This is a genomic window from Pseudomonas sp. KBW05, assembly GCF_003852405.1.
GTDB lineage: Bacteria > Pseudomonadota > Gammaproteobacteria > Pseudomonadales > Pseudomonadaceae > Aquipseudomonas.
Genome location: NZ_QAJM01000006.1, coordinates 58,062 through 84,277 on the forward strand (window position 1 = coordinate 58,062; position 26,216 = coordinate 84,277).

Annotated in this window: 24 protein-coding genes and 2 tRNA genes; 13 read left to right on the forward strand and 13 right to left on the reverse strand. The window is 61.1% G+C overall.

Annotated elements, in window-relative coordinates:
* Positions 1-8 precede the first annotated feature (8 nt).
* From DBR46_RS05105 to DBR46_RS05115, 3 genes are all read right to left on the reverse strand, one after another.
* Positions 9-314, reverse strand: a complete 306-nt coding sequence (locus DBR46_RS05105) for a hypothetical protein (RefSeq protein WP_124525275.1) — start codon at positions 312-314, stop codon at positions 9-11.
* Positions 315-448: 134 nt separating this feature from the next.
* Positions 449-525 (reverse strand) — tRNA-Asp (locus DBR46_RS05110).
* A 19-nt stretch (positions 526-544) separates the two neighbouring features.
* Positions 545-620, reverse strand: a tRNA-Val gene (locus tag DBR46_RS05115).
* A gap of 159 nt (positions 621-779) precedes the next feature.
* Here DBR46_RS05115 and rdgC point away from each other — a divergent pair.
* The 3 genes from rdgC to sugE all read left to right on the forward strand — a co-directional run bounded on the left by rdgC (position 780) and on the right by sugE (position 3,257).
* Positions 780-1,700 (forward strand): recombination-associated protein RdgC, encoded by a 921-nt coding sequence (gene rdgC / locus DBR46_RS05120; protein ID WP_122489196.1) that lies wholly within the window; start codon positions 780-782, stop codon positions 1,698-1,700.
* Positions 1,701-1,870: 170 nt separating this feature from the next.
* Positions 1,871-2,836 (forward strand): bile acid:sodium symporter family protein, encoded by a 966-nt coding sequence (locus DBR46_RS05125; protein WP_124525276.1) that lies wholly within the window; start codon positions 1,871-1,873, stop codon positions 2,834-2,836.
* A 106-nt stretch (positions 2,837-2,942) separates the two neighbouring features.
* The gene (gene sugE, locus DBR46_RS05130; protein WP_124525277.1) at positions 2,943-3,257 is read left to right on the forward strand and encodes a quaternary ammonium compound efflux SMR transporter SugE; all 315 of its coding nucleotides are present in this window, start codon (positions 2,943-2,945) and stop codon (positions 3,255-3,257) included.
* A gap of 118 nt (positions 3,258-3,375) precedes the next feature.
* On the opposite strand, the gene DBR46_RS05135 is transcribed toward sugE, so the two are convergent.
* From DBR46_RS05135 to DBR46_RS05145, 3 genes are all read right to left on the reverse strand, one after another.
* Positions 3,376-5,244 (reverse strand): MFS transporter, encoded by a 1,869-nt coding sequence (locus DBR46_RS05135; RefSeq protein ID WP_124525278.1) that lies wholly within the window; start codon positions 5,242-5,244, stop codon positions 3,376-3,378.
* Positions 5,245-5,311: 67 nt separating this feature from the next.
* Positions 5,312-6,460: a TDT family transporter gene (locus tag DBR46_RS05140; RefSeq protein WP_124525279.1), complete on the reverse strand. Its 1,149-nt coding sequence runs from the start codon at positions 6,458-6,460 to the stop codon at positions 5,312-5,314.
* 77 nt (positions 6,461-6,537) lie between these two features.
* Positions 6,538-7,737 (reverse strand): MFS transporter, encoded by a 1,200-nt coding sequence (locus DBR46_RS05145; protein WP_124525280.1) that lies wholly within the window; start codon positions 7,735-7,737, stop codon positions 6,538-6,540.
* A 91-nt stretch (positions 7,738-7,828) separates the two neighbouring features.
* Between DBR46_RS05145 and DBR46_RS05150 the strand changes: the two genes are divergently transcribed.
* Entirely contained in the window at positions 7,829-8,368 is a 540-nt protein-coding gene (locus tag DBR46_RS05150; protein WP_124525281.1) for a TetR/AcrR family transcriptional regulator, read from the forward strand.
* 166 nt (positions 8,369-8,534) lie between these two features.
* Here DBR46_RS05150 and DBR46_RS05155 read toward each other — a convergent pair whose 3' ends face one another.
* The 4 genes from DBR46_RS05155 to DBR46_RS05170 all read right to left on the reverse strand — a co-directional run bounded on the left by DBR46_RS05155 (position 8,535) and on the right by DBR46_RS05170 (position 11,698).
* Positions 8,535-9,314, reverse strand: coding sequence for an ABC transporter permease (locus tag DBR46_RS05155; RefSeq protein ID WP_017737220.1), 780 nt, complete (start codon positions 9,312-9,314; stop codon positions 8,535-8,537).
* A complete protein-coding gene (locus DBR46_RS05160; RefSeq protein ID WP_017737219.1) occupies positions 9,311-10,243 on the reverse strand; it encodes an ABC transporter ATP-binding protein in 933 nt (310 codons plus the stop codon). Before DBR46_RS05160 ends, DBR46_RS05155 begins: the two co-directional genes overlap by 4 nt.
* 134 nt (positions 10,244-10,377) lie before the next feature.
* Positions 10,378-10,995 (reverse strand): glutathione S-transferase family protein, encoded by a 618-nt coding sequence (locus tag DBR46_RS05165; protein ID WP_124525282.1) that lies wholly within the window; start codon positions 10,993-10,995, stop codon positions 10,378-10,380.
* Positions 10,996-11,038: 43 nt separating this feature from the next.
* Positions 11,039-11,698 (reverse strand): transglutaminase family protein, encoded by a 660-nt coding sequence (locus DBR46_RS05170; RefSeq protein ID WP_124525283.1) that lies wholly within the window; start codon positions 11,696-11,698, stop codon positions 11,039-11,041.
* A 158-nt stretch (positions 11,699-11,856) separates the two neighbouring features.
* On the opposite strand from DBR46_RS05170, the gene DBR46_RS05175 reads away from it, so the two are divergent.
* Together DBR46_RS05175 and DBR46_RS05180 are read left to right on the forward strand one after the other, a co-directional pair.
* A complete protein-coding gene (locus DBR46_RS05175) occupies positions 11,857-14,304 on the forward strand; it encodes an acyl-CoA dehydrogenase (RefSeq protein ID WP_124525284.1) in 2,448 nt (815 codons plus the stop codon).
* Between the two features lie 75 nt (positions 14,305-14,379).
* Positions 14,380-14,787 carry a PA2817 family protein gene (locus tag DBR46_RS05180; protein ID WP_017737215.1) on the forward strand — a complete coding sequence of 136 codons (408 nt, stop codon included), beginning with the start codon at positions 14,380-14,382 and terminating at the stop codon, positions 14,785-14,787.
* 148 nt (positions 14,788-14,935) lie between these two features.
* On the opposite strand, the gene DBR46_RS05185 is transcribed toward DBR46_RS05180, so the two are convergent.
* Positions 14,936-15,868 (reverse strand): LysR family transcriptional regulator, encoded by a 933-nt coding sequence (locus DBR46_RS05185; protein ID WP_124525285.1) that lies wholly within the window; start codon positions 15,866-15,868, stop codon positions 14,936-14,938.
* Positions 15,869-15,957: 89 nt separating this feature from the next.
* Between DBR46_RS05185 and DBR46_RS05190 the strand changes: the two genes are divergently transcribed.
* Positions 15,958-16,584 (forward strand): alanyl-tRNA editing protein, encoded by a 627-nt coding sequence (locus DBR46_RS05190; RefSeq protein ID WP_124525286.1) that lies wholly within the window; start codon positions 15,958-15,960, stop codon positions 16,582-16,584.
* On the opposite strand, the gene DBR46_RS05195 is transcribed toward DBR46_RS05190, so the two are convergent.
* Together DBR46_RS05195 and DBR46_RS05200 are read right to left on the reverse strand one after the other, a co-directional pair.
* Positions 16,581-18,155: an alkaline phosphatase gene (locus tag DBR46_RS05195; RefSeq protein ID WP_124525287.1), complete on the reverse strand. Its 1,575-nt coding sequence runs from the start codon at positions 18,153-18,155 to the stop codon at positions 16,581-16,583. The two genes, DBR46_RS05190 and DBR46_RS05195, sit on opposite strands and share 4 nt — an antisense overlap.
* Complete coding sequence (locus DBR46_RS05200) at positions 18,152-18,706, reverse strand: GNAT family N-acetyltransferase (protein ID WP_124525288.1); 555 nt, start codon at positions 18,704-18,706, stop codon at positions 18,152-18,154. Before DBR46_RS05200 ends, DBR46_RS05195 begins: the two co-directional genes overlap by 4 nt.
* A gap of 190 nt (positions 18,707-18,896) precedes the next feature.
* Between DBR46_RS05200 and DBR46_RS05205 the strand changes: the two genes are divergently transcribed.
* The 6 genes from DBR46_RS05205 to DBR46_RS05230 all read left to right on the forward strand — a co-directional run bounded on the left by DBR46_RS05205 (position 18,897) and on the right by DBR46_RS05230 (position 26,108).
* Entirely contained in the window at positions 18,897-19,304 is a 408-nt protein-coding gene (locus DBR46_RS05205) for a biopolymer transporter ExbD (protein WP_017737210.1), read from the forward strand.
* A 2-nt stretch (positions 19,305-19,306) separates the two neighbouring features.
* Positions 19,307-20,035, forward strand: coding sequence for an energy transducer TonB (locus DBR46_RS05210; RefSeq protein ID WP_124525289.1), 729 nt, complete (start codon positions 19,307-19,309; stop codon positions 20,033-20,035).
* Between the two features lie 24 nt (positions 20,036-20,059).
* Positions 20,060-22,339, forward strand: a complete 2,280-nt coding sequence (locus DBR46_RS05215; RefSeq protein WP_124525290.1) for a TonB-dependent receptor — start codon at positions 20,060-20,062, stop codon at positions 22,337-22,339.
* Between the two features lie 17 nt (positions 22,340-22,356).
* Complete coding sequence (locus tag DBR46_RS05220; RefSeq protein ID WP_124525291.1) at positions 22,357-23,004, forward strand: MotA/TolQ/ExbB proton channel family protein; 648 nt, start codon at positions 22,357-22,359, stop codon at positions 23,002-23,004.
* 52 nt (positions 23,005-23,056) lie between these two features.
* Complete coding sequence (locus DBR46_RS05225) at positions 23,057-24,274, forward strand: phospholipase D-like domain-containing protein (protein WP_124525292.1); 1,218 nt, start codon at positions 23,057-23,059, stop codon at positions 24,272-24,274.
* Positions 24,275-24,368: 94 nt separating this feature from the next.
* Positions 24,369-26,108 carry a dipeptidase gene (locus DBR46_RS05230; protein WP_124525293.1) on the forward strand — a complete coding sequence of 580 codons (1,740 nt, stop codon included), beginning with the start codon at positions 24,369-24,371 and terminating at the stop codon, positions 26,106-26,108.
* Positions 26,109-26,216 lie beyond the last annotated feature (108 nt).

The following is a 26,216-nucleotide window of genomic DNA, read 5'->3' on the forward strand; positions in this document are numbered from 1 at the left end:
TTCTACTTTCAATCATAGTTGAAGTTTGTTTTAACCTGGCCTCCACGCCGATAGGACATCACAAAAGAACGCCAGCACTCACCGCGCTCCTTGGCGTTTTTATTGAGCTGCTTGGCAAGCATATACAGCGCCGTATCATCGAAATCAGTTCTGGCATCAGTGATCTCAACGCCGCCTCTCTCAACGGCCAAGCCTGTATCGATGAAGCCCTCGCCCACTGTTACGTCATAACAAAAATAATCATAACCATCGACAATACCGGCATCGATGATTGAAAAAATCTCTTTAACGACTTCGATATCTTCAGTAATCATTCTTCAACTCTCTGGAATCTGATCGCTCCCACGCAGAGCGTGGGAACGATCATAAATCGCAGACGAAAAAAAACCCGCTCAATGAGCGGGCTTTCTGTGGTGACCTGGCGTTCAGTGTTCCAGGTTACCGAATATGGCGCAGCGGACGGGACTCGAACCCGCGACCCCCGGCGTGACAGGCCGGTATTCTAACCGACTGAACTACCGCTGCGCGTAACACATGAGGCGAATGGTGGGTGATGACGGGATCGAACCGCCGACCCTCTGCTTGTAAGGCAGATGCTCTCCCAGCTGAGCTAATCACCCTTCGTCTCGGTGTGGCGCGCATTCTACGGAGCGACCCAAGGTCTGGCAAGCACTTTCTTAAATCTTTTTTTTGAGGCCTTCCAATGGCTTAGGCAGGGTTGGCCTCAGACGCTATCAAGACAATAATGCCCGCCTTTGTATAAAGGAGAGACTCACCCCATGTGGTTCAAGAACCTGCTTATCTATCGCCTGACCCAAGATCTGCCTGTTGATGCCGAGGCGTTGGAAACTGCAATGGCCACCAAACTGGCGCGCCCTTGTGCAAGCCAGGAGTTGACCACTTACGGTTTCGTCGCGCCTTTTGGTAAAGGTGAAGACGCTCCCCTGGTTCACGTCAGCGGTGACTTCCTGCTGATCGCCGCGCGCAAGGAAGAACGTATCCTGCCGGGCAGCGTGGTGCGTGATGCACTGAAAGAGAAAGTCGAAGAGATCGAGGCCGAGCAAATGCGCAAGGTCTATAAGAAGGAGCGCGACCAGCTCAAGGATGAAATCATCCAGGCTTTCCTGCCGCGCGCCTTTATTCGTCGCTCGTCGACCTTCGCCGCCATCGCGCCTAAACAGGGCCTGATCCTGGTCAACTCGGCCAGCCCTAAACGCGCCGAAGACCTGCTCTCCACCCTGCGCGAAGTGATCGGCACCCTGCCGGTGCGCCCGCTCACCGTGAAAACCGCGCCGACCGCAATCATGACCGACTGGGTCACCACCCAGAAACCGGCCGATGACTTCTTCGTCCTCGACGAATGCGAACTGCGCGACACCCACGAAGACGGCGGTATCGTGCGCTGCAAGCGCCAGGACCTGACCGGCGAAGAAATCCAGCTGCACCTGACCACCGGCAAAGTCGTGACCCAACTGTCCCTGGCCTGGCAGGACAAACTGTCCTTCATGCTCGACGACAAGATGACCGTCAAGCGCCTGAAGTTCGAAGACCTGCTGCAAGACCAGGCCGAACAGGACGGCGGCGACGAAGCCTTGGGCCAACTGGATGCGAGCTTCACGTTGATGATGCTGACGTTTGGCGAGTTCATTCCGGCGCTGGTTGAAGCGTTGGGCGGTGAAGAGACCCCGCAGGGCATCTAAGCCATGTGAAGATCAAAATTGTGGGAGCGGGCTTGCTCGCGAATGCGGTGGCTCAGTAACAGATTCAGTGACTGACACTCCGCATTCGCGAGCAAGCCCGCTCCCACATTCGATTGGGTTTCCAAGCAAAATCAGCACTACCGACTTTAACTAATAACAAGGACACCCCCATGCGCGCACTCGCCGCCCTAAGCCGCTTCGTCGGCAACACCTTCGCCTACTGGGTGCTGATTTTCGCGGTGCTCGCGTTCTTCGAGCCAAGCTGGTTCATCGGCCTGAAAACCGCCATCGTGCCGCTGCTGGGCCTGGTGATGTTCGGCATGGGGCTGACCCTCAAGATTGATGACTTCGCCGAAGTCGCCCGCCATCCGTGGCGCGTGGCACTGGGCGTGGTCGCGCACTTCGTGATCATGCCGGGCGTGGCCTGGTTGCTGTGCCAGGCCTTCCACCTGCCACCGGAAATTGCCGTCGGCGTGATCCTGGTGGGTTGCTGCCCAAGCGGCACCTCGTCCAACGTCATGACCTGGCTGGCCCGTGGCGACCTGGCGCTGTCGGTGGCCATCGCCGCCGTCACCACCCTCCTCGCCCCGCTGCTCACACCGGCGCTGATCTGGCTGCTGGCCTCGGCCTGGTTGCCGGTATCGTTCATAGAGCTGTTCTGGTCGATCCTGCAAGTGGTGCTGCTGCCGATCGTGCTCGGCGTAGTGGCCCAGCGCGTGCTCGGCGAGCGCGTGCGCCATGCGGTGGACGTATTGCCGCTGGTGTCGGTGGTGAGCATCGTGATCATCGTCGCGGCGGTGGTTGCCGCGAGCCAGGCGAAGATCGCCGAGTCGGGCCTGCTGATCATGGCTGTGGTCATGCTGCACAACAGCTTCGGCTACCTGCTGGGCTACTTCACCGGCCGCGTGTTCAAGCTGCCATTGGCACAGCGCAAGTCGCTGGCGCTGGAAGTCGGCATGCAGAACTCCGGCCTGGGCGCCGCATTGGCCAGTGCGCACTTCTCGCCATTGGCGGCGGTGCCGAGTGCGCTGTTCAGCGTGTGGCACAACATTTCCGGGGCGTTGCTGTCGACTTACTTCCGCCGCATGAGCGAAAAGGAAGACCGTCGCCTATTGGAAAACACCCCGCAAACTTGATCGCCGGATGATTGTTCGGCACTCTAGCGAGCTTCGCGGGGACGACCCCGCGACGCTCTCAAGCGCCAAATCCGGGGACGACCCCACGTCTATAGAGAGGGTCAGCATGCCCTGGATCATTCTGTTTTTTGCCGGATTGTTTGAAGTGGGCTGGGCCGTCGGCCTGAAATACACCGACGGGTTCAGCAAGCCGCTGCCCACCGCGCTGACCATTGCGGCCATGGCGGTCAGCCTGGGCCTGCTGGGACTGGCCATGAAGGAACTGCCGCTGGGCACTGCCTATGCGATCTGGACTGGAGTGGGTGCCGTGGGCACGGTGATTGCCGGGATTATCCTGTTTGGGGAATCCATGGCGTTGTTTCGGTTGGCCAGTGTGGCGTTGATCATCTGTGGGCTGGTGGGGCTCAAGATCAGCGCTTAGGCCACTACCGCTTTCGCGAGCAAGCCCGCTCCCACATTCGACCGAGTTCCACTTTTGGAATGCGGGCGAATGTGGGAGCGGGCTTGCTCGCGAAGGGGCCCGCACATAAAACGCAGAACTACCTGACACTCCCCCGCAACCCACCCACAACCTCCTGCAACCTTGCAGGCGTCGGCTCCTGCACCGCCTCCCCCGCCACCAACACCACCCGCGACCAGATCCGGTGAAACAACCCTTTCTTCGGATCGCGACTGAAGAAACTCCCCCACAACCCCTGCAACGCCATGGGAATCACCGGCACCGGCGTCTCCTCCAGAATCCGCGTCACCCCACCGCGAAACTCATTCATCTCGCCATCGGCCGTCAGCTTGCCCTCCGGGAAGATGCACACCAACTCGCCGTCCTTCAGATACTGCGCAATCCGCGTGAAGGCCTTTTCGTAGATCTGGATATCCTCATGACGCCCGGCAATCGGAATCGCCCCGGCTGTGCGGAAGATAAAATTCAGCACCGGCAGACGATAGATCTTGTAGTACATGACAAAGCGAATCGGCCGACGCACCGCGCCACCGATCAGCAGCGCATCGACAAACGACACGTGGTTGCACACCAGCAACGCCGCGCCTTCATCAGGAATCGCTTCCAGGTTGCGATGCTCCACGCGGTACATGGAATGGCTGAGCAGCCAGATCATGAAGCGCATGGTGAACTCGGGAACGATCCTGAAGATGTAGGTATTCACCGCGATGTTGAGCAGCGACACCACCAGGAACAACTCGGGGATCGACAGCTTGGCCACGCTGAGCAGCAGGATCGAGACGACGGCCGACACCACCATGAACAGCGCGTTGAGGATGTTGTTGGCCGCGATTACCCGCGCGCGCTCGTTCTCGGCGGTACGCGACTGGATCAGCGCATACAGCGGCACGATATAGAAGCCGCCAAACACCCCCAACCCGAGGATATCGAACAACACCCACCAGGCCTGGCCGTAACTGAGCACGGCCAGCCAATCGTTGGCCTGCACGTTCTGCGGGAAGCCACCGGAGTGCCACCACAGCAGCAGGCCAAACACCGTCAGGCCGAATGAACCGAACGGCACCAGGCCGATTTCCACCTTACGCCCGGAGAGTTTCTCGCAGAGCATCGAGCCAAGGGCGATGCCCACCGAAAACACGGTGAGAATCAGCGTCACCACGGTTTCGTCGCCGTACAACCACTCCTTGGCGTAGGCCGGGATCTGCGTCAGATAAATCGCACCAACAAACCAGAACCACGAGTTACCGACAATGGAACGCGAAACGGCCGGCGTCTGCCCCAGGCCCAGGCGCAAGGTGGCCCAGGATTCGCTGAAGATATTCCAGTTCAAACGCAGCCCCGGGGTAGACGCCGCCGCTCGCGGAATACTGCGGCTGGCGAGGTAACCCAGCACGGCCACGCCGACAATCGCCACCGCTACCACCGGCGCGTAATGGGTCGACGACATCATGATCCCGGCGCCAATCGTACCGGCCAGGATCGCCAGGAACGTGCCCATTTCCACCAGGCCGTTGCCGCCCACCAGTTCATCTTCGTGCAGGGCCTGGGGCATGATCGAGTACTTCACCGGGCCGAACAGCGCCGAGTGGGTGCCCATGGCAAACAGTGCCAGTAGCATCAGCTCCAGGTGGTTGGTGAGGAAACCCGTGGCGCCCACGGCCATGATCACGATCTCGCCGATCTTGATCGCGCGGATCAGCGCGTCCTTGTTGAATTTCTCGCCAAACTGCCCGGCCAGCGCCGAGAACAGGAAGAACGGCAGGATAAACAGCAATGCGCACAGGTTGACCCAGATCGAGCGGTCACCGTCGATGGTCAACTTATAGAGAATGGCAAGGATCAGCGATTGCTTGAAGATGTTGTCGTTGAAGGCGCCCAGCAACTGGGTAATGAAAAACGGCAGGAAACGCCGTGTGCGCAGCAAGGTGAATTGCGAGGGGTGGCTCATCGTCCGTGTTCCTGCGTGGCCTGTTTTTTTGTAAAAGCATTCAGGCCACGACTTTACCTAATCCGGCTTACTTATTCGCTAGTCCTGCAATACACGGCGAAACAAAAAGCTCACCTTTATAGGCCCCCTGCACGGTGCGCTTGGCGACGATCCCCCACATCAGCGCCAATGCCAGCACCAGCACGCTGCCAAACACACTGAAGAAGCCCAGGTGCAACAGGCTCGCCAGCTTCAACGTCGCCAGGGCATACACCCCCAGCGGAAAGGTAAAACCCCACCAGCCGAGGTTGAACGGGATACCGGCGCGCAGGTAACGCAGAGTGATCAGCACCGCGATCAGCATCCACCACAAGCCAAAGCCCCACAGGGTAATGCCGGCCACCAGGCCCAGGCCGTTGGCCATCTCGCCGACGCCGGGCAAGCCATTGGCGGCAAAGATCGCGGGTGCATCGCCGCCGAGCAGCAACATGCCCAGGGCACCGGTGCCGATGGGGCCAAGGGCCAGCCAGCTCGACGCGGCCATATTGGCGTGGGGCAGTTTATGCAGGGCCATGCGCAGCATCAGAATGGTCAGGATGCTGAACGCCACCGGCAGGGAAAACGCCCACAGCACGTAGCTGGTCACCAGCATGATCAATTGCGCGTGGGCATCCGCCAAATGCGGCGCCAGCAAACCACCACTCGCGGCGGCGACTTCGGCGGCCACCACCGGCAACAGCCACACAGCGGTCATCTGGTCGATGCTGTGTTCCTGCCGGGTAAACATCATGAACGGGATCAGCACGCCGCAGGCCAGGGCCATCGCCACATCCAGCCACCACAGTGCTTCAGCCAGCGGGATGACATCGCTGCCCCAGCGCGGCAAGCCGAACAGCAGCAAGCCATTGAGGATGGTCGCCAGCCCCATGGGGATGGTGCCGAAGAACATCGACACCGTGGAGTGCCCGAAGATCCGCCGCGCCTCGTGGAAGAACATCACCCAACGGGCGGCGTACAACACGCTAAACAGTACAAACAGGCCAATGGTGAAAAACCACAGCGCTTCGGCGATGGCGTGCACACCCGGCAGATTGACCGGCAATTGCGCCAGGGCCAGCGCCAGCACGCCGGTGCCCATGGTCGCGGCAAACCAGTTGGGGGTGAACTGGCGAATCACTTCCCGGGGCCGGGTCAGGTGACTGAAGGGTTTGTAACTGATGGTATTCGAACAAGTCATGATGGCAATCCTCCTCCTCGCATGAGGTTGAGACCATGGTAGAACCGAATCGAATATCTATATAACGGGTAATTTCTCTAACTGTTATCTGTTTTACCTATAAGCGAGCCAGGCGATCCCTGCATCAGCAAACCGACCAGGGCACTCAGGGCCAGCAAGATCAGCACAACGCCGTAGCCGTCGGTGGTAGCGATCAGGCCGAAACTGCGGATCAGATTGCCCGCCAGCAGCGACGGCAGGCAGAACGCCAGGTAACTCAACACATAAAACGCCGACATCAAACCGGCCCGTTCATGGGGCAGCGCCAGGGGCACCACGCTGCGCAAGGCGCCGAGGAAGCCTGCGCCAAACCCACTGCCCGCAATCAACGTGGCGATGAAAAACAACGGCAGGCTGGCGCTGTGCACTGCCGTGAGGATCAACGCCACGCCGACAGCCAGCAGGCCTGCGCCCAAGCGCAAGACCTTGTCGGCCGGGCGATTGCGCAGGCTGAAAATCATCAGCGCGCCGCTCAAGGTCAGCACCGCCACCAGCCCGCCACCGATCAGATTGGACGTGGAACCCGTCGCCGCCCGCACCAGCGACGGCGCCAGCGACAGATAGAACCCGCCCATTGCCCACACCGCCACGTCCACCGGCAACGATAGCCATAACGCCCGCCGCGCTTGAGGCGGCACATGCAAGGTCGGGCGCAACGAAGCCAGCGCGCCGGGAATGCGGCTGACGGTTTCCGGCAAACACCACACGTATATCGCCTGTACCAACATCAACGCGAACAGCGTCCAGTAGATCAACTGCGTCGGCAGCGGTGCGAACTCCACCAGCAGGCTGCTGCCCATCGCCCCACACGCCATGCCCAGTAAAGGCGCCACGCTGTTGACCAGCGGACCCTGCTGGCGGTCGGTATCGAGCAATGCCGCGCCGAGCACCGCAGTGGCCATGCCAGTGGCGAAGCCTTGCAAGGTGCGCGCAGCGATCAGCCAGGCCACGCTGCCTTCATTGATAAACAGCAACATCGCCAGCATATCCAGGACCAGCGCGGCAAAAATCACCGGCTTGCGCCCCAGGTGGTCCGACAGCGAACCCACGGTCAACAGCGCTGCCAGCAGGCTGATGGCGTAGACACCGAAGATCAGCGTGAGCATGCCTGCGGAAAAATGCAGGCCTTCCTGATACAGGTGATACAACGGCGTCGGCGCGCTGGAAGCGGCGAGAAACGTCAGCAAGGTGAACGCCAAGAACACCAGGCTGGAACGATGAGTAATATGACTGGACATGGGCACACTCCGCTAAAGCTAATATTTTGCTTTTGCGGAGTGTGCTACTGGCCAGCGCTTAAAGCAAATTCTTTGTGTTAAGGTCGCAAGCATGGCGATAAAAGAAGGCCTCCGCCCGGGGGGCCGTAGTGCCCGGGTCCAAGAATCCGTCCATTCGGCAGTGCGCGAACTACTGGAAGCCCACGAGCGTTCCAGCGTGACCGTGCCCATGATTGCCGCGCGCGCAGGCGTCACGCCGTCCACCATTTACCGGCGCTGGGGCGACCTGTCCGCCCTGCTGGCCGACGTGGCCCTGGCGCGCATGCGCCCCGACAGCGAGCCGGCCAATACCGGCAGCCTGCGCGGCGACCTGCAAGCCTGGGCCGAGCAGTATCTGGATGAGATGAGTTCAGAACCGGGACGCCAAATGATGCGCGACGTGCAATGCAGCCAGACGCCGGGGTATTGCGTGGCGCTGATTGGTGGGCAGTTGCAGGTGATTGTGGAGCGTTATCCCGACAGCCCGGCGCCCAGTGTAGAACGGCTGATCAACCTGCTGGCAGCGCCGACGGTGTTCAGGATTCTGTTTGCGAATGCGCCGTTGCAGGTGGAAGAGTTGCATGCGCTGATCGAGTTGGCGCTAAAGCAATAACAGCCTTGCACAAAACCCAATGTGGGAGCGGGCTTGTGTGGGAGCGGGCTTGCTCGCGAAAACGGAGTGTCAGTCAGTAAATGTGTGACTGATTCACCGCATTCGCGAGCAAGCCCGCTCCCACACAAGCCCGCCCCCACATTTTTTACTGCATGCAGTCAGTGAGTCAGGTACGCATCCCGCGCCCACTCACCAGCAGCTTCGCGCAACCGATATACAGCACCACCGTCGCCACCAGCATGAACGTGATCGCCACGCTGATCTTGATATCCGACACGCCCAGAATGCCGTAGCGGAACGCGTTGACCATGTGCAACACCGGGTTGGCCAGCGACACGGTCTGCCAGAACGGCGGCAGCAGCGTGATGGAGTAGAACACCCCGCCCAGGTAGGTCAGCGGTGTCAGCACGAAAGTCGGGATGATCGAGATGTCATCGAAGTTGCGTGCAAACACGGCGTTGATAAACCCCAGCAGCGAGAAGATCGTCGCCGTCAGCACCACCACCAGGATGGTGACCCCGAGGTGATGCACCTGCAGGTGGGTGAAGAACAGCGACAGCAACGTCACGATCACCCCGACCATCAAGCCGCGCAGCACGCCGCCCACGGTGTAGCCGATCAGGATGGTGTGCGGCGATACCGGCGAGACCATCAGTTCTTCAATCGAACGCTGGAACTTGCTGCCGAAGAAACTCGACACCACGTTGCCGTACGCGTTGGTGATCACCGACATCATGATCAGGCCCGGCACGATGTACTCCATGTAGGTGAAACCACCCATGTCGCCGATCTGCCGGCCGATCAGGTTACCGAAGATCACGAAGTACAAGACCATGGTGATCGCCGGCGGCAGCAGGGTTTGCGGCCAGATCCGGGTAAAGCGCTTCACTTCGCGATAGATGATGGTTTGCAGCGCGACGAGGTTGGGTTGCAGTTCGGAACTCATACCGCCACCTTCGCCAGATTTTTCTCCACCAGGGACACGAACAACTCCTCAAGGCGATTGGTTTTATTACGCAGGCTCAGCACTTCGATGTTCTGCGTCGCCAACTGGGTGAACAGCGCGGTAATGCCCATGGCTTTGTCCACCTGCACTTCCAGCGTGTGGCTGTCCACCAGGCGGCTCGGGTAGCCGAGCAATTGCGGCGGCGCCGACAGATTGTTCTTCAAGTCGAGCAGGAAGGTTTCCACATGCAACTGGCCCAGCAGGTTACGCATGCTGGTGTTCTCGACGATGGTGCCGTGGTCGATGATGCCGATATTGCGGCATAGTTGCTCAGCCTCTTCCAGGTAATGGGTGGTGAGGATGATGGTGATGCCCTTCTCGTTCAGCTCGGTGAGGAAGGTCCACATCGAGCGACGCAGTTCGATGTCCACACCGGCGGTGGGTTCATCGAGGATCAACAGCCGCGGCTCGTGCACCAGCGCGCGGGCGATCATCAAGCGCCGCTTCATGCCGCCGGACAGCGAGCGGGACGGCACGTCGCGCTTGTCCCACAGGCCCAGTTGGGTCAGGTATTGCTCGGCGCGTTCCTTGGCGATCTTCGCCGGGATGCCGTAGTAACCGGCCTGGGTCACGACGATATCGAAGGTCTTTTCGAACTGGTTGAAGTTGAATTCCTGGGGCACCACGCCGATGGAGCGCTTGAGCGCTGCCGGGGATTTGTCCAGATCGTGCCCGAAGATATTCACCGTGCCGCTGGTCTTGTTGACCAGGGTCGAGAGGATACCGATGGTGGTGGATTTGCCGGCACCGTTGGGGCCGAGCAAAGCGAAGAAGTCACCTTCGGCAACGTCCAGATCGATACCACTCAGGGCCTGGAAACCGTTGCCGTAGGTTTTGGTTAGCTGCCGGATGGACAGAGCGGAACTCATATCGGAATACGCACCAAAGAAGGAAATAGGAAGAATAGATGAAGGCGCACGCCACGAAGTTCAACGGCGGCGCATGACAGGCATGGTGGCTGCCCGCGCCGCACAAGTACAGTCACCTGTATTAATAGTCAGTATTAAGTCAACGCGGTCATGACCGCTTTGCGGTAGGCCGGGCGTTGTTGCAGGCGTTGGTACCAGGCCTCTAGATTGGGCATTGCAGGGCGTTCGATGGGCATTTCGAACCAGGCGTAGGCAAAACAGCCCAGGGGGATATCGCCCATGCCGATCTCGTTGCCCGACAGATACGGCTGTTCGGCGAGGGCTTTGTCCACAGTGGCGAGTGCATCGATGCAGGCTTGGCGCCCGGCGTGGATGCTGTCCCAGTTCTGTTTTTCCGCAGGGGTGCGCAGGATGCCCCAGAACACGGCCTTGAACGGTTCGGCGAGGGTGGAAGTGGTCCAGTCCATCCATTTTTCCGCGCTGGCCCGGGCTTTCAGGTCAGTCGGGTACCAACTGGACGCCTGCTTGGCGCAGAGATAACGCACGATGGTGTTGGATTCCCACAACACAAAGTCGCCGTCTTCGATCATCGGCACCCGGCCATTGGGGTTCAACGCGCGGTACTGCGGCGTGTCGACCACACCAAACGCGCCGCCCGCGTCGATGGCCTCATAGTCCAGGCCGAGTTCCTCGGCGCACCACAGTGCTTTCCTGACGTTTGACGAATTTTTACGACCCCAGATCTTCAGCATGACCGTGCCTTATTGTGTGGTGAGCGCAGCAGCATACGCCGGTTCACGTACGGCTTAAATCGGTCTGCATATCCCCGAGCAAGGGCGGACTGTCTTCGCTGAACAGGTGCGGGTAACAGGTGCGGATATGCTCGAAGAAAAACGCCTCGGGCACGTCAGGAAATTGCCCGTGATCCACCACGTACTCCATCGAACGCTGCCCCTGGCGATTGAACGCGTGGAACACGCTGTCGTTGACCCCGTCGAAATCCAGCGCCGGCACATCGAATACATCACACAGCTGTTGATTGAACGCAGGCGTGGCCTTGACCCAACGCCCATGCAGGAACAGCTCGGTGTAGCCATGCATGGCGAACACATCGCTTTTAAGCAGCGCAAGCAGGCGCGGCGTGGACAAGTGGTTGCGCACATCTGCCAGGCCGATGCGCGCCGGGATGCCGCAGTGGCGGGCGCACGCGGCTAGCAAGGTGGCCTTGGGCACGCAATAGCTTTCGCCGGCGGCCAGGGCGAAGCTGGCGCTCAGGGTGTCGGGGTCACGGCTGAAGGTGTAGGGGTTGTAGCGAATCGCCTCACGCACGGCGTAGTAAAGGCTGACTGCCTGGTCATTTAAGTCCGCACGGGTACCGCGATGTTTTTCGGCGAACTCCACCACCGCAGGGTGGTCACTATCGATGAAGCGGCTGGGACTCAGGTACGTATCCATGAGCGTTATCTCCGAAGGAAGCCTGGAGTCTAACGACAGGCCTGCCCGAGCGATAACGACGAATCGGCCAAATCTCGTAACACCCCTATCACCCCGCTTGTTCGGATGCCGACTAAGCTCCAGGGTGGTTTCGCCCCTGGTTTCACGGAGGATTGAATATGCTGTTGTTGTGGATACTGGTTCTGGTTGCCGGCATTGCCTACCTGGCACACCGTCGCACCGCGCCCCTGCCCGCCCTGGGCGTCGTTGCCGTCTACCTGCTGGCGATGGGGGTGTGGAGTCACGCGCCAGGATGGTTGCTGCTGATCTTCTGGGTGTTGCTGGCCGCCGTCGCGGCGCCCTTGCTGCTGCCCGACCTGCGCCGCCAATACTTCACCAAACCGCTGTTCAGCTGGTTCCAGAAAGTCCTGCCGCCGATGTCCGAGACCGAGCGCGATGCCATTGATGCCGGCACGGTGTGGTGGGACGGCGAACTGTTCAGCGGCCGCCCCGACTGGGACAAGTTGCTGGCCTACCCCAAGGTCCAACTGACCGCAGAGGAACAGGCGTTTATCGATGGCCCCACCGAAGAACTCTGCGCCATGGTCAGCGACTGGGAGATCGGCCAGGCCATGGACCTGCCGCCCGCCGCCTGGGAACACATCAAGACCCACGGTTTCTTCGCCCTGATCATTCCCAAGGAATACGGCGGCAAGGGGTTTTCCGCCTATGCCCACTCCCAGGTCGCGATGAAACTCGCCACACGCAGCGGCGACCTGGCGTCCACCGTGATGGTGCCCAACTCCCTCGGCCCGGCCGAACTGCTGCTGCACTACGGCACCGATGAACAACGCAACCATTACCTGCCACGCCTGGCCCGCGGCGATGACATCCCCTGCTTCGCCCTCACCGGCCCGCTGGCCGGCTCCGACGCCGGCGCCATGCCCGACACCGGGATCATTTGCAAAGGTGAATGGGAAGGCAAGGAAACCCTCGGCCTGCGCCTGAACTGGGAAAAACGCTACATCACCCTCGGCCCGGTCGCGACCCTGTTGGGCCTGGCCTTCAAGGCCCACGACCCGGACCACCTGCTGGGTGACGAGGAAGACCTGGGCATCAGCCTGGCGCTGATTCCTACGGATACGCCCGGCGTGGACATCGGCCGTCGCCACCTGCCCCTCGGCGCCGCCTTCATGAACGGCCCCAACTCCGGCAAGGATGTGTTCATCCCCCTGGAATTCCTGATTGGCGGCCAGGAAATGCTCGGCAAGGGCTGGATGATGTTGATGAACTGCCTGTCCGTAGGCCGTTCGATCTCCCTGCCCGCCGTGGGCACTGGTGCGGCCAAGTTCACCAGCCTGGTGACCGGCCAATACGCCCAGGTGCGCGAACAATTCAACGTCCCTCTGTCCGCCTTCGAAGGCATCCAGGAAGCCCTCGCGCGTATCGGCGGCAACGCCTGGCTGATGGACAGCGCGCGCATGCTCACCGCCAACGCGGTAGACCTCGGGGAAAAACCCTCGGTATTGTCGGCGATCCTCAAGTACCACCTCACCGAACGCGGCCGCGAGTGCATCAGCCACGCCATGGACGTACACGGCGGCAAGGGCATCATCATGGGCCCGAACAACTACCTGGGCCGCAGCTGGCAAGGTGCGCCGATCTTCATCACCGTCGAAGGCGCGAACATCCTCTCGCGCAACCTGATGATCTTTGGCCAGGGCGCGATCCGCTGCCACCCGTTCGTCCTCAAGGAAATGGCCCTGGCCGGCCGTGAAGACCACGACCAGGCCCTCAAGGAGTTCGATGGTCTGCTGATGCAACACATCGGTTTTGCCGTGAGCAACGCCGCCAGCACCCTGGTGCTGAACCTCGGCGTGGGCCACTTCGAGAAGGCACCGGGCAACCGCTTGAGCCAGGGTTACTTCCGCGCGCTGAACCGCCAGGCCGCTGCCTTTGCCCTGCTCGCCGACCTGAGCATGATGTTGCTCGGTGGCGAATTGAAACGCCGCGAACGCCTGTCGGCGCGCCTGGGGGATGTGCTCAGCCACCTGTACCTGGCTTCGGCAGCGCTCAAGCGTTACCACGACCTGGATTCACCGGACCATCTTGAGCCGCTGTTCACCTGGGCCATGGAAGAAAGCCTGGGTGAGTCGGAGCGCGCCCTGGATGAACTGTTGAGCAACTTCCCGAACAAGGTGCTCGGTTGCCTGCTGCGGGTGATCGTGTTTCCGTTCGGCCGCCGCCACACCGGGCCGTCGGATGCGCTGGATGCCGAAGTCGCGGCAGTGCTTGGCCGGGCCAAAGGCGACCCGACCTTGGAGGAACTGCTCGCCGGCTGCTACCGCCCGCAATCGGCGGACGATCCGGTTGGCGCCCTGCAACACGCCTACGACCTGCTCGGCGCCAGCCATCCGCTGCAGAAAAAACTGCATGCCGCACTCAAGAGTGGCCAGGTCAAACCAGCCGCCGGCGAGCATGCCATCGACGCGGCGCTGAAAGCGGGCGTGCTGCAACCGGCCGAAGCGCAAACCCTGCGTGACGCTGAAGCGGCGCGGCGCAAGGTGATCGACGTGGATGATTTCAGCAAGGAAGAGCTGACCCAAGCTGAGGGTAAAGTCCGCTGAGTCGAGCGGTGATATAAAAACGGGCGCGAGAGGCATATACTCTCGCGCCCGTTTTTGCTTTAGAGGACTTATCTCGTGTCCAACGTCGTTGCCGATCATCTCGTCTTGCTCGACCACCTGCGCAGCATCCTGGTTGCCGTCGGCGAAGCCGAACAGGTGCCCGAGGAAAGCCACACCCTGTTCCTGGAGCGCTTCGACGAACTGCGCGCCCTGCTGCCCATCGACCCGATCGAAAGCCAGTACCTGGGCCAGGACCTGATGAGCCAGGTCATCCTGCGCTACCCACAAATTGCCCACCTGGTACCGCGCGACCTGCTGTGGTTCTTTGGCGGCGACTGCCTGCATTTCATGCCCGATGAAGAACTGGACATGTACCAGGCCCTGGAAGAGCGTCGCTTCGAAGCCGAGCAGAACGACGAACCGTTCGACTGGAACCAGGAAAAGCAGCTGCTGGCCATGCCGGTGGACCAGAGCAAGCACTGATTTTTCAGACCTGCACAAAGCTAAATGTGGGAGCTGGCTTGCCTGCGATAGCATCACCTCGACATTACTGACAGACCGAGGTGTCTGCATCGCAGGCAAGCCAGCTCCCACAGAAAAGCCCAGCTCCCACAGAAGCCAGCGCCCAGCACTAGCGTTGGCGTAGTGTTGGCTCTCGCCTCATACACTCCACCAGATAATCAATAAACACCCGCACCTTCGGCGGCAGATACCGCGTCGGTGAATGCAGCAACCACACCTCACCGTGATACGACGCAATAAAATCCCACTGCGCCAGCACCTGCACCACCCTCCCCGCCTCCAGATCATGGCGCGCCGTAAAGTACGGCAGGCTGCCAATCCCCACATGCTGCAACACCGCATCCAAACGCACCCCGGTATGGTTCGCCGCATAACGCCCGCGCACCCCGACCGTCACCGTCTTGCCGGCTTGGCGAAACTTCCAGCGTGCATCCGCCGGTGTTTCCCCCAGGTAGATGCAACTGTGTTCCAGCAAATCATGGGGGTGTTGCGGCGTGCCGTGTTCGGCCAGGTACTGCGGCGTGGCGCACAACAGGTGCTCGATGGGAAACAACGGCCGCCCCACCAACCCCGGTGGCGGGCTTTCGGAAATGCGCAGAATCAGGTCGAGGTTGTCGTCGATCAAGTCCACCGGCCGATCCTCAAGGATCAACTGCACATCCACCTTGGGATAGCGCCGCAAGAATTCCGGCATATGCGGGTGTATCACAAACCGCCCCACCGCCTTGGGGACGCTGACGCGCACCCGGCCTTCGGCTTCGTGGGTGAATTGGCCGCTGATCTCCATCACCGCGCGCGCCGCGTTGACCATGTCCTGGCAACGCTTGAACACCTCTTCGCCGCCTTCGCTCAAGCGCAACTTGCGCGTCGTGCGTTGCAGCAAACGGGTGGCCAGGGCCTTTTCCAGATGGGAAATGCTGCGGCTCACCGATGACGGTGAAACGCCCATCTGCCGCGCGGCTTCGGAGAAGCTGCCGGTTTCCACCACCTTGACGAAAATCGCCATTTCGCCCAGCAGTGGCAAAGGAAGATTGATGCTCATGACGCACAGGTCCATTGATAATTGAACGGATTATCACCCATCCACGCACTATTTATACTGCCCGCAGAACCCTGATGCGGATGTAGAGAATGACCGAGCGCCTGTTTTTCACCCACGACCACCTGACCGCCGAACTCGAAGTGCTGGCCTGCACGCCCCACGAAGAGCAGTTCGCGGTGATCCTGCAATCGACGATCTTCCACCCCCAGGGCGGCGGCCAGCCTTTCGACACCGGCTGGCTCGGCGACAGCCAAGTAGTGCGCGTCACCCAGGAGCCCGACCGCGTAGTGCACTACGTCGATCGGCCCGTCGCGCTGGGCCCGATTACCGCGCGCGTCGACGCGCAACGCCGCGCCCTGCACACCCGCCTGCATTCCGCCGGCCACTTGATCGGCAACGCCGGCGAGCAACTGGGCTGGATGCCGATCAAGGCCCACCACTGGCCGGGCGAAGGCAAGATCAGTTTTATCCGTGGCGAAGCAGCGCAAGACATCGACGCCGACGCGATCCAACAGCAGATCAACCAATGGGTCGCGGCAGATTACCCACGCCACATGAACCTGGAAGACGGCACCCGCGAAGTCGGCTTCGGTGAGTTGCCGGCCTATGCCTGCGGCGGCACACATGTCCAGGCCTTGGGCGAGCTGGGCCAGGTGACGATCCTGACCCTGTCGGAGAAAAAGGGCACGTTGTCGGTGCGCTACAGCCTGGACTAAACCGCTATCGCCCCCGCCCGCCCCGGCTCCACCACAAACGACTTCAGCGTCGCCACCGTGGCCGTCGGGTCACGGGGATCAGTAATCACACGCAAGTTGGTCAGCATCTTGTCCGCCTCGATCTGCACCGACACATACCCACGCTGACGGCTGTCGAAAAACTTCACATGAGGGTTGAGCGGCAGCAGTTTGCTGAACGCATCAAAGGGCGGCCCATCCGAGGTCACCGACGTGCCGACAAACTCCGTCGCGACAATCGGCGAGCCCGGGTTGTTGCCATCCGCGTGCAGGTCCGTGACCCAGAACGAGTGAATATCCCCACCCCAGAACACCGGGTTCTGGACCCGATTGCGCTGGATGGACGCCAGCATCCGCGCCCGGTTGGCCATGTAGCCGTCCCAGCCATCGGTCCAACGTCCGGGTTTGTGGTCGGTCAGGTCACGCTGGATCAGCGGCGCTACCAACAAATCCTGGGCGATCACGTTCCACTGCGCCTGCGACTGCGCGAAACCCTGATCGAGCCAGGCCTCTTGCTGCCAACCGAGCATGGTGCGACCGGGGTCGCGCAAGTCATGGCAGAGGTTGGCGGCAATATGCCCTTGATGGCTGCCATTGGCCGGAATACACGGTTGCTCGGAACGGTACTGGCGGCCGTCAAGCACATGGAAACGCGCCAGTTGGCCGTAGTCCAGGCGCCGGTAGATGCGCATGTCCGGACCTTTAGGCAGGCTACTGGCCCGTAGCGGCATATGTTCGTAATAGGCCTGATAAGCCGCTGCGCGCTGGAGGAGAAACTGCGCCACCGGGATCTTCGGGTCCTGGGACCATTGGTTGGCGTAGTCATTCTGCACTTCATGATCGTCCCAGGTCGCGACGCTGGGAGCCGCAGCGTGCAAGGCCTGCAAGTCGGGATCGGTCTTGTACAGGGCGTAGCGGTTGCGGTAGTCGCTGAGGCTTACCGCGTTGCCACTGCCATGGGAGCGAATGACTTTGCCCGACGACGGAGCGTAGGAACTGTCGTAGATATAGTCACCGAGAAAAAACACCAGGTCCGGCTGCTCGGCGGCGAGGTGACGATAGGCGCTGAAATACCCGCGCTCCCAATGCGAGCACGACACAAACCCCACCCGCGCCGCCACGCTGGCATGCAACGGCGGCGCCGTGCGGGCCTGCCCCACCGGGCTCTGCGCGCCTAGGCCATCGAACTGATACCAATATGGTCGGCCCGCTTCCAACCCAGCCACTTCAACGTGTACTGAATGGGCGAACCGCGTGCTGGCCATCACCTCGCCCTGACGCACGATGCGCGTCATCGCCGCATCGCTGGCCACCCGCCAACGCACTGGCACGGCACGGCTCAAGCCTCCGCCGCCATCGGCGGCGTTGAACACCGGCGCCAGGCGCGTCCAGATCACAAAACCGTCCGGCAGTGGGTCGCCGCTGGCGACGCCGAGGGTAAACGGATAATCCACCCCGGCACTGCGCGCAAACGGGCTGAGGATCGCAAATGCCGAGCCTACCGCCAGCCCGGTCAATATCCGGCGGCGGTCATGGTCCACTAAGCCACTCACGAGGGACGCTCCCAGTCCTCACGCACCACGGCAAAGCCGAGCAAGTCCTCGAACACGCCGTTCTTGAGAAACGCCTCGCGCATGCAGCCCTCAAAGCGCAGGCCGATTTTCTCCATCACCCGCGCCGACTCCTTGTTGCGGCCAAAGCATTGGCTGCCGACCCGCTGCAAACCCAACTCAGCGAAGCCAAAATCCATCACCGCCCTCGCCGCCTCGGCGCCGTAGCCCTGGTTACGGCAGTGCGCCGCCACCCAACCGCCGAGGTGCCCGTAACGGTGTCGCGCGTTGAGTCGCAAGCTGACGATGCCGACCAATTCACCCGTTTCGACTACATGCATGCCCAGGCTGAGCAAATCGCCCGCACGGTATTTCGCGACCATGTTGTCGATAAAGGTGTGCGCGGTTTCCAGGGTATAGGGCGACGGAATGTTGGCCGTGTTATCAGCGATTTTCGGCCCGTTGGCGAGCCTGGACAGGGTCTCGGCCTGGTGTGTTTCCAGGGCGCGCAATAGCAGGCGCGGGGTGGACAGATGTGGCAATTCGCTACTCATTCCTCAGGGCCCTCGATGTAAAGTTTCTGAGAATGCCCCTGCTGGATTTCAATTCTGTTACGTCGTGAAAATGACTACAGAGTCGTCCGTAAGACCTGTCCTAGAGCCCTCAAAACGTCAATTAAAGTTAACCAATCGGTCATTTTTGGTTGTTAGCGTGTCGCCCCTAATTCAATAACGGGGTAGCGGAATGAGAACCTGGGACGAACCGAAAAAACGCAAGGCGCACATCGAACTGATCCCGATGATCGACGTGATGATGTTCCTCTTGGTGTTTTTCGTACTCGTGAGCCTGAACGTGATTCCGGCCCTCGGCATGAAGACCCAATTGCCCAGCGCCAGCAGTTCGCAGCAGCTCAAGCCACAGAACAAATTCATCCTGACGTTGGGCCTGGCCGGCCAACTGCAACTGGACGGCAAGGACCTCACCGTCGAGGCCTTGGTGCCGGCGTTGAAGGCCGCGGAAAAGCCCGATACCAAGTCGACGATCATCGTCAACAGCGACAAGGGCGTGGAGGTTTCACGCCTGGTGGAAGTGATGGACACCCTGCGCCTGGGTGGCTTTACCTCCGTGTCCATTGCCACGCGTAAGTCCTGATCATGTACGTCCTGTTTCGTGCACGTCAGTTGCTGGGCAGTGTCCCGGCCGTGATCGCCCTGGTGCTGATTGCGATGGGCATCCAGTCGCAAACCTTGAAGGTCGAGCCGGTGTATGACGAGTCGGCCGTCGAGCTGGCCCTGGTCGAGCCGGAGCCGGAAGTGGTCCCGGAACCGGTGGTCGAGCAAGAGCCGCCACCGCCGGTGATCGAGGACGAAGAGGCCGCACCGGCCCCGCCGCCACCGCCGCCCAAACCGCAGCCAAAACCTGAGCCCAAGCCCAAGCCGGTGCCCAAGCCCGTGGTCGCCAAGCCAACACCCACGCCGACGCCAACCCCGCCACCGGTGGCCGCCAAACCGGCCCCCGCCGCCGTGGCCCAGGTCGCACCGACACCGGCCCCGCCCGCGCCACCGAAGGTCGATGGCCAGGCCCTGGAAGGCGGTTACCTCAAGGGTTTGCGCAACGAGTTGGACAGCTACAAGCAATACCCCACCGGTCGCCAGGCGTCCCTCGAACGCCCGACCGGCGAGGTGGTGGTGTGGTTGCTGGTCGATCGCCAGGGTCGGGTTCTCGACTCCGGTGTGCAGACCCAGGCCTCGAGCATGTTGCTCAACCGGGCCGCCGCCAACAGCTTGCGTCGCATCAAGCAAGTCAAACCGTTCCCCGAGCAAGCGTTCGGGGGCAGCAATGAGCATCGCTTCACCGCCACCTTCAACTACAGCGTGCAATAAGCACCCGACACCAGGACGACACTGATGAGGTTCACACGGATTCATCTGGCACTCGTTGCCGCAAGCATGGGCCACGGCATGGCCATGGCCGACACCAGCGGCAGCGACGTCGGCACGATCGGCGTACAGGGCAAGGCCACGGCAGGTGGCGGCTATATGGTGCAGGAAGAAAGCATCAAGGGCCGCTCCACGGTGACCAAGGAGGCGCTGGATAAACAGACCGCCACCGGCAACGCCGTGGACAAGCTCAAGTACACCCCGGGGCTGAATATTTCCAGCGAAGACAACACCGGCCTGTCGGGTTTTCGCTTCACCATGCGCGGGCTCAACTCCGACCAGGTGGGCATGTCGGTGGACGGCATGCCGATCAACGACTCGGGCAACTACGCGCTGTATTCCAACCTGCTGGGCGACCCTGAAAACATCGACCAGATCTTCGTTACCCAGGGTTCGGCAGAAGCCGACGGCCCGCATATTGGTTCCAGCGGCGGCAACATCGGCATCGTGACCATCCGCCCGACCAAGGAAACCGGGGCGTTCGTCAAACAGGTCATGGGCAGCAACGCCACGCGCAAAACCTTCGCCCGGCTCAACACCGGCGAGATCAACGGCTTGAGCAACTGGCTGTCGGCATCCCACACCGAAGGCCAGATGTGGCGCGGCTCGGGCGCGGTGCGCGCAGACAAGGTGGAGTGGAACAGCTTCTTCGACGCCGGCAACGGCAACACCGCCAACCTGATCCTCAAGTACCACGAGCAGGACAACAACAGTTACAGCCAACTGACCAAGGCCCAGTACCAGCAGAACGGGCGCAAGTACGACCCCTACCCGGCCACGCCGACCGTGGGCAGCAACGGCAAGCTCAACAGCTATTACGCCCTGGCGCAGAACCCGTTCCAGACCTTTACCGGCGTGCTCAACACCCAGTTCAAGCTGGCCGACAACCTGGCCCTGTCGGTAATCCCGTATTACTACTGGGGCAACGGCAGCGGCGTCGGCTCCTCCAGCTATGCGCTCAACCGTGGCTCCAACGCCGGCGGCGTGTTCGACCTGAGCAACCTGCCGACCGCCGCGCAATACAACGCCGACGGTTCCTCCACCACCGGCGTGTACTACCGCCCTTCGCGCACCCAGACCTGGCGCCCGGGCATCACCACCAAGCTGAACTGGGACCTGGGCGAACACAGCCTGCAATTCGGCTACTGGTATGAGCGCGCACGCCAAGCCCAGACCCAGCCGTTCATTGCCCTGAAAAACAGCGGCAAGCCCACCGACACCTGGCCAGACGCCGACTCGGTGGTCGATGCCAATGGCAACACTGTGCAAGGTCGCGACCGCTTCACCGTGACCCCGGCGCAGAAGGTCTGGGCCCAGGACACCTGGTACATCAACCCGGACTGGACCCTGGTCGCAGGCCTCGCCTACATGAACGTCAAGCGTGACGGCACCAACCACGGCAGCCTCACCGAGCAGCCGGAAAAACGTAACCAGACCTATAACAAACTGCTGCCCAACGTCGGCCTCAAGTACCAGTTGGATGAGCAGGATCAGTTGTTCTACAGCCTGTCGCGCAACATGCGTATCCCACAGAACTACGTGCTGTACGACAAGGGCCTGGACTCGATCAACTCCAAGCCGGAAACCAGCTGGAACCACGAGTTGGGCTGGCGCTTCACCGGTGACGACATGACCGTGGCCGCTACCTTGTTCTACATGCAGTTCAAGGATCGCCAGGTCTCGTCCAAAGACATCAACGGCGACTTCGCCGACATCAACGCCGGCTCCGTCAACAACAGCGGCCTGGAACTGGAGTGGAGCGGCCTGCTGCCGAATCACTTCAACTACTACACCTCCTACACCTACACCAAGGCTGAGCAGCAGGACGACCTGACCGTCTACAACGCCGGCAAGGCAATCGTGTTGCCCACCAGCGGCAAGCAGTTCGCCAACGTGCCGAAAAACATGCTGGCCGCCAACATTGGCTACGACGACGGGCGCTTCTACGGCACCTTCGGCGGCAAGTACACCAGCAAGCTCTACGGCGACCTGACCAACGACGAAGCCATCTCCGGGCGCACCGTGTTCAACGCCGGCGCCGGTATCTACCTGCCGGTGGACAAGAAGGTGGTCAAGGACGCGACCCTGCGCCTGAACGTCGACAACCTGTTCGACAAGAAGTACCTGGACGGTGTGTACACCACCAAGACCAACGCCGCCAGCTACAGCGGTTTCCGCGACGGCGACCCGGCCTACATCGTTGGCCTGGAACGCACCGTGACGGTGTCCCTGGAAGCCAATTTCTAACAGCGAGGTAACGGAACATGGACATGAATGTGCTCCACGACATCACCTTCTATGTGATGTACGCCGCGATGGCCATTGCCATCTTTATCGCCATCGAGCGTGGCCTGTACTTCGCCTATGTGCGCCGCCAGGCCCGCGCGTTGACCGAGGTGCTGGGCGCCAACGTGCACAGCGAACGCGACTTGCCAGAAAGCCTGACCCGTCGCGACAGCCTGCCGTTGAGCATGGTGCTGCCGGTACTGGCACAAAAGGCCAGCCACGGCTCACGCAAGGACCTGGATGACGTCATCGAAACCCAGTACCTGACGACGCGCGCACCCTTGGCCCGCAGCCTTTGGATTATCGAAACCATCACCACCGCCGCGCCGCTGTTGGGCCTGCTGGGGACCATCCTCGGCATTATCGACACGTTCAAGGCGCTGGCGTCGGCCGGTGTGTCCGACCCAGGGCAGATTTCCGGTGGTATCGGTACGGCGTTGTTTGCGACCGGCCTGGGGATCGCCATCGCGCTGTTCTGCGTGGTGTTCCACAACTTCTTCCAGGACAGCCTTGAGCGCATCAACGACCAGCTGAAAATCCTGCTGATCCGCGCCGCCACCGGTGCCCGCGTGCAGAGCGAAGTACCGCACCTGGTGCCCACGCCGCTGCATAGCCGTACTGCATGATCGTTCGAGCGGGCGCGCAATGCGCCCGCTTACTTTTCTGATGGGAACCCCTATGTCCGTCTCCTTGAAATTGCGCATCGCAGGCCTCGCCGGCTTGCTCCTCAGTCCGCTGGCCCAGGCGGACTTTTCAATTGCGGGGTTTGAACTGGTGCACACCGTGCCCGTGGACACCGCCCTCGGCACCGACGATTTGCGCCAGCCCGGCCCGGTATGGATCGAACTGTTTGACGCGGCCAAGAGCAGTATTGATATCGGCCAGTTCTACGCCGCCGACCATCCCGGCTCGGTGATGGACACCGTTATCGAGCACCTGGAAGCCGCCGGCAAACGCGGTGTGAAAATTCGCTTCCTGCTCGAAGAAAAAGGCCTGAAGTTGTCGGAAGCATCCACGCTGGAACGCTTGCGCGCGATCCCCAACCTGACCTTCCGCGTGCTGCCCTACGGCCAACTGAGCGGCGGCATCATCCACGCCAAATACCTGGTGGTGGACGGCAAGCAGGCGTTTGTCGGCAGCCAGAATTTCGACTGGCGCTCCCTCGAACATATCCACGAAACCGGGCTGCGCATCAGCGATGCAGCGGTGGTTGGCCAAGTGCAGGCGATCTTCGACCAGGACTGGCAAGCCCAGGCCGCGCTGGCCGCCAACCAACCGGTGCCGCTGCCCGCCGCCGGTAAAGAGCCGCCGCGTACCGGCAATTACCTGGTGGCCAGCCCACAACGCTACAATCCGCCCGGCGTCGGCGATTCACAGCTGGAACTGCCGCGCCTGCTGAGCGAGGCGAAACAGGAAGTGCGCGTGCAACTGCTGGACTACGCACCGCTGTCCTACGGACCCGACCGCACACGTCCGTACTACGCGGTCATCGACAACGCCGTACGTGCAGCGGCGGCACGTGGCGTGTCGATCAAGCTGATGGTGTCCAACTGGAACACCGACAAGTTGGAACTGCCCTACCTCAAGAGCCTGGCGGTACTGCCCAACGTGCAGGTCAAGATCGTCACCCTGCCCGAAGCCAAGCAAGGCTTTATCCCCTACGCGCGGGTGATCCACAGCAAGACCATGGAGATCGACGGGCAAGTGGCCTGGATTGGCACCAGCAATTGGCTGGGCGGCTACCTGGATAATTCGCGCAACCTGGAGGTGGTGATGCGCAATGAAGCGATGGCCAAGCGCGTGGGGCAATTACATCAACAGTTGTGGGATGGGCCTTACGCTAGAGCCCTGGAGATAGACAAGGAATACCCCGAGCCCCACCCTGGCCAGCATTGACGGTCGGCACCCGGGTAATGGTAGTGTGTGGAAATGTTTCTGACGCTTTAGTCAGAAACCTCTTACTCACTACCTGCCAAGGAATGCTCCAACAATGCACTTCCCACTCAAGCAACTGGCGGCTGCCACCCTGTTTGCAGCCAGCCTCTCGGCGATCGCCACCCCCGCCTTCGCCAACATCAGCGCCGAGCAAAGCACGGCGATTCTGAAGAGCTTCAACGAAACGTCCGTCACTGATTTCCGTGGTTTCCTCGGCACCCTGGCCAAGGGCGACTTGGGCAAAACCGCCGACGTGGGCCCGGCGATCAGCGCCTTTCTCGACAACAAAACCCTGAGCGCCGAGCAGCAGAACGAAATCAATCGGCTGCTGGGCATCTACACGCGGGTGAAATACGGCAAGGCGGCCACCGAAACCCTGCGCGAACTGGTGGAAATCCCCACCTTCAATATCGACGGCCTGCCGCAGTACAAAAACCCGGAATTCCTCAAGATCGCCGCGAAGATCCAGGACCTGGCCAAGGCCTTTAACCTGAACTTCCGCAATATCGACAATCGCGTGTATGAAATTTCCCTGGAAGGCGCCAGTGATGAAGTGGTCGGCATTCATGCCCACGCCGACGTGGTGCCGGTCACACCGGAAAACTGGGTGCTGAAAGACGGCACCAAACTCGACCCGTTCAAAGTCACGCTGATTGGCGACCGCATGTACGGCCGGGGCACCGAGGATGACAAGAACGGTATCGTCGTCGCGATGTACGCGATGAAAGTGATCAAGGAAGAGAAACTGCCGCTCGCGCGCACGTTCAAGCTGTTGGTGGACACCACCGAGGAAACCTCCGGCGACGCGATTCCCTATTACTTCGAACACAACCCGACGCCGCAGTACAACCTGGCGTTGGACGGCGGTTACCCGGTGGTGATCGCCGAAAAAGGCTACGGCACCGTGATGGCCACGTTCCCGCGCCGCAAGGGCGAAGGCAAAGGTGCGGAAATCATCGCAATGACCGGCGGCATGGCCACCAACCAGATTCCGTCGGCCTCGGTGGCGACCTTCGTCAGCGACAAGCCCGCCGAACTCGCCGCCAGCCTGCAACAGGCCGGCACCGAGTACGCCAAGAACAATGGCGGCGACTTCGAGGTGACGGCCAAGGTGGTCGGTAAAGAGGTCAAGCTGACGGTGACCGGTGTTTCGGCGCACTCCTCCGAGCCCGAGTCCGGCATCAACCCGGTGGCGCGCATGCTGGAACTGATCCACAGCGTCGACGGCAAGATCGCCCTCAAGCACAACCACATCACCGACGCCGCGCGGTATGCGTCCGACAACTGGGGCCTGGATTACCTGGGCGGCAAGTTGGGCGTGGGTTTCGCTGACGACTTCATGGGCCCGCTGACCACCTCGCTGACTTTTGTCGGCCTGGATGACAAGGCATTCAAGCTGGCCGTGAACCTGCGCGTGCCGAAGGGCAAATCCCCGGAGACGCTGAAAAAGGAAATTGCCGACAAGCTGAGTGCGTGGGACAAGCGGACCAAGGTCAAGGTGAGCTTCACCTACTCGGTGGCCGAGCCGATGTACCGCAACCCGGAAGGCGAGTGGGTCAAGGCGCTGTTGGCGGTGGCCAGCGAGAACCTGGGCATGGAGCACAAGTTCGGCACCTCGGCCGGCGCGACGTCAGTGCATGAACTGCCCAATGGCGTGCAATTCGGCCTGGCGCGTCCGGAAGTGAAGTACACCGGGCACACCGACAATGAGTTCAAGACGGTGGACCAGTTCCTGCTGGACCTGCAGATTGTCACTGAAATGATGGGCCGCGTGGGGCAGTTGCCGAAGCTCTGAGCCTGATGGGCTAGATCGTTCCCACGCTCAGCGTGGGAACGATCAACCAGACGGGTATAAATCGCGCGCAAACAAAAACGCCGATCATCTCTGATCGGCGTTTTTGTT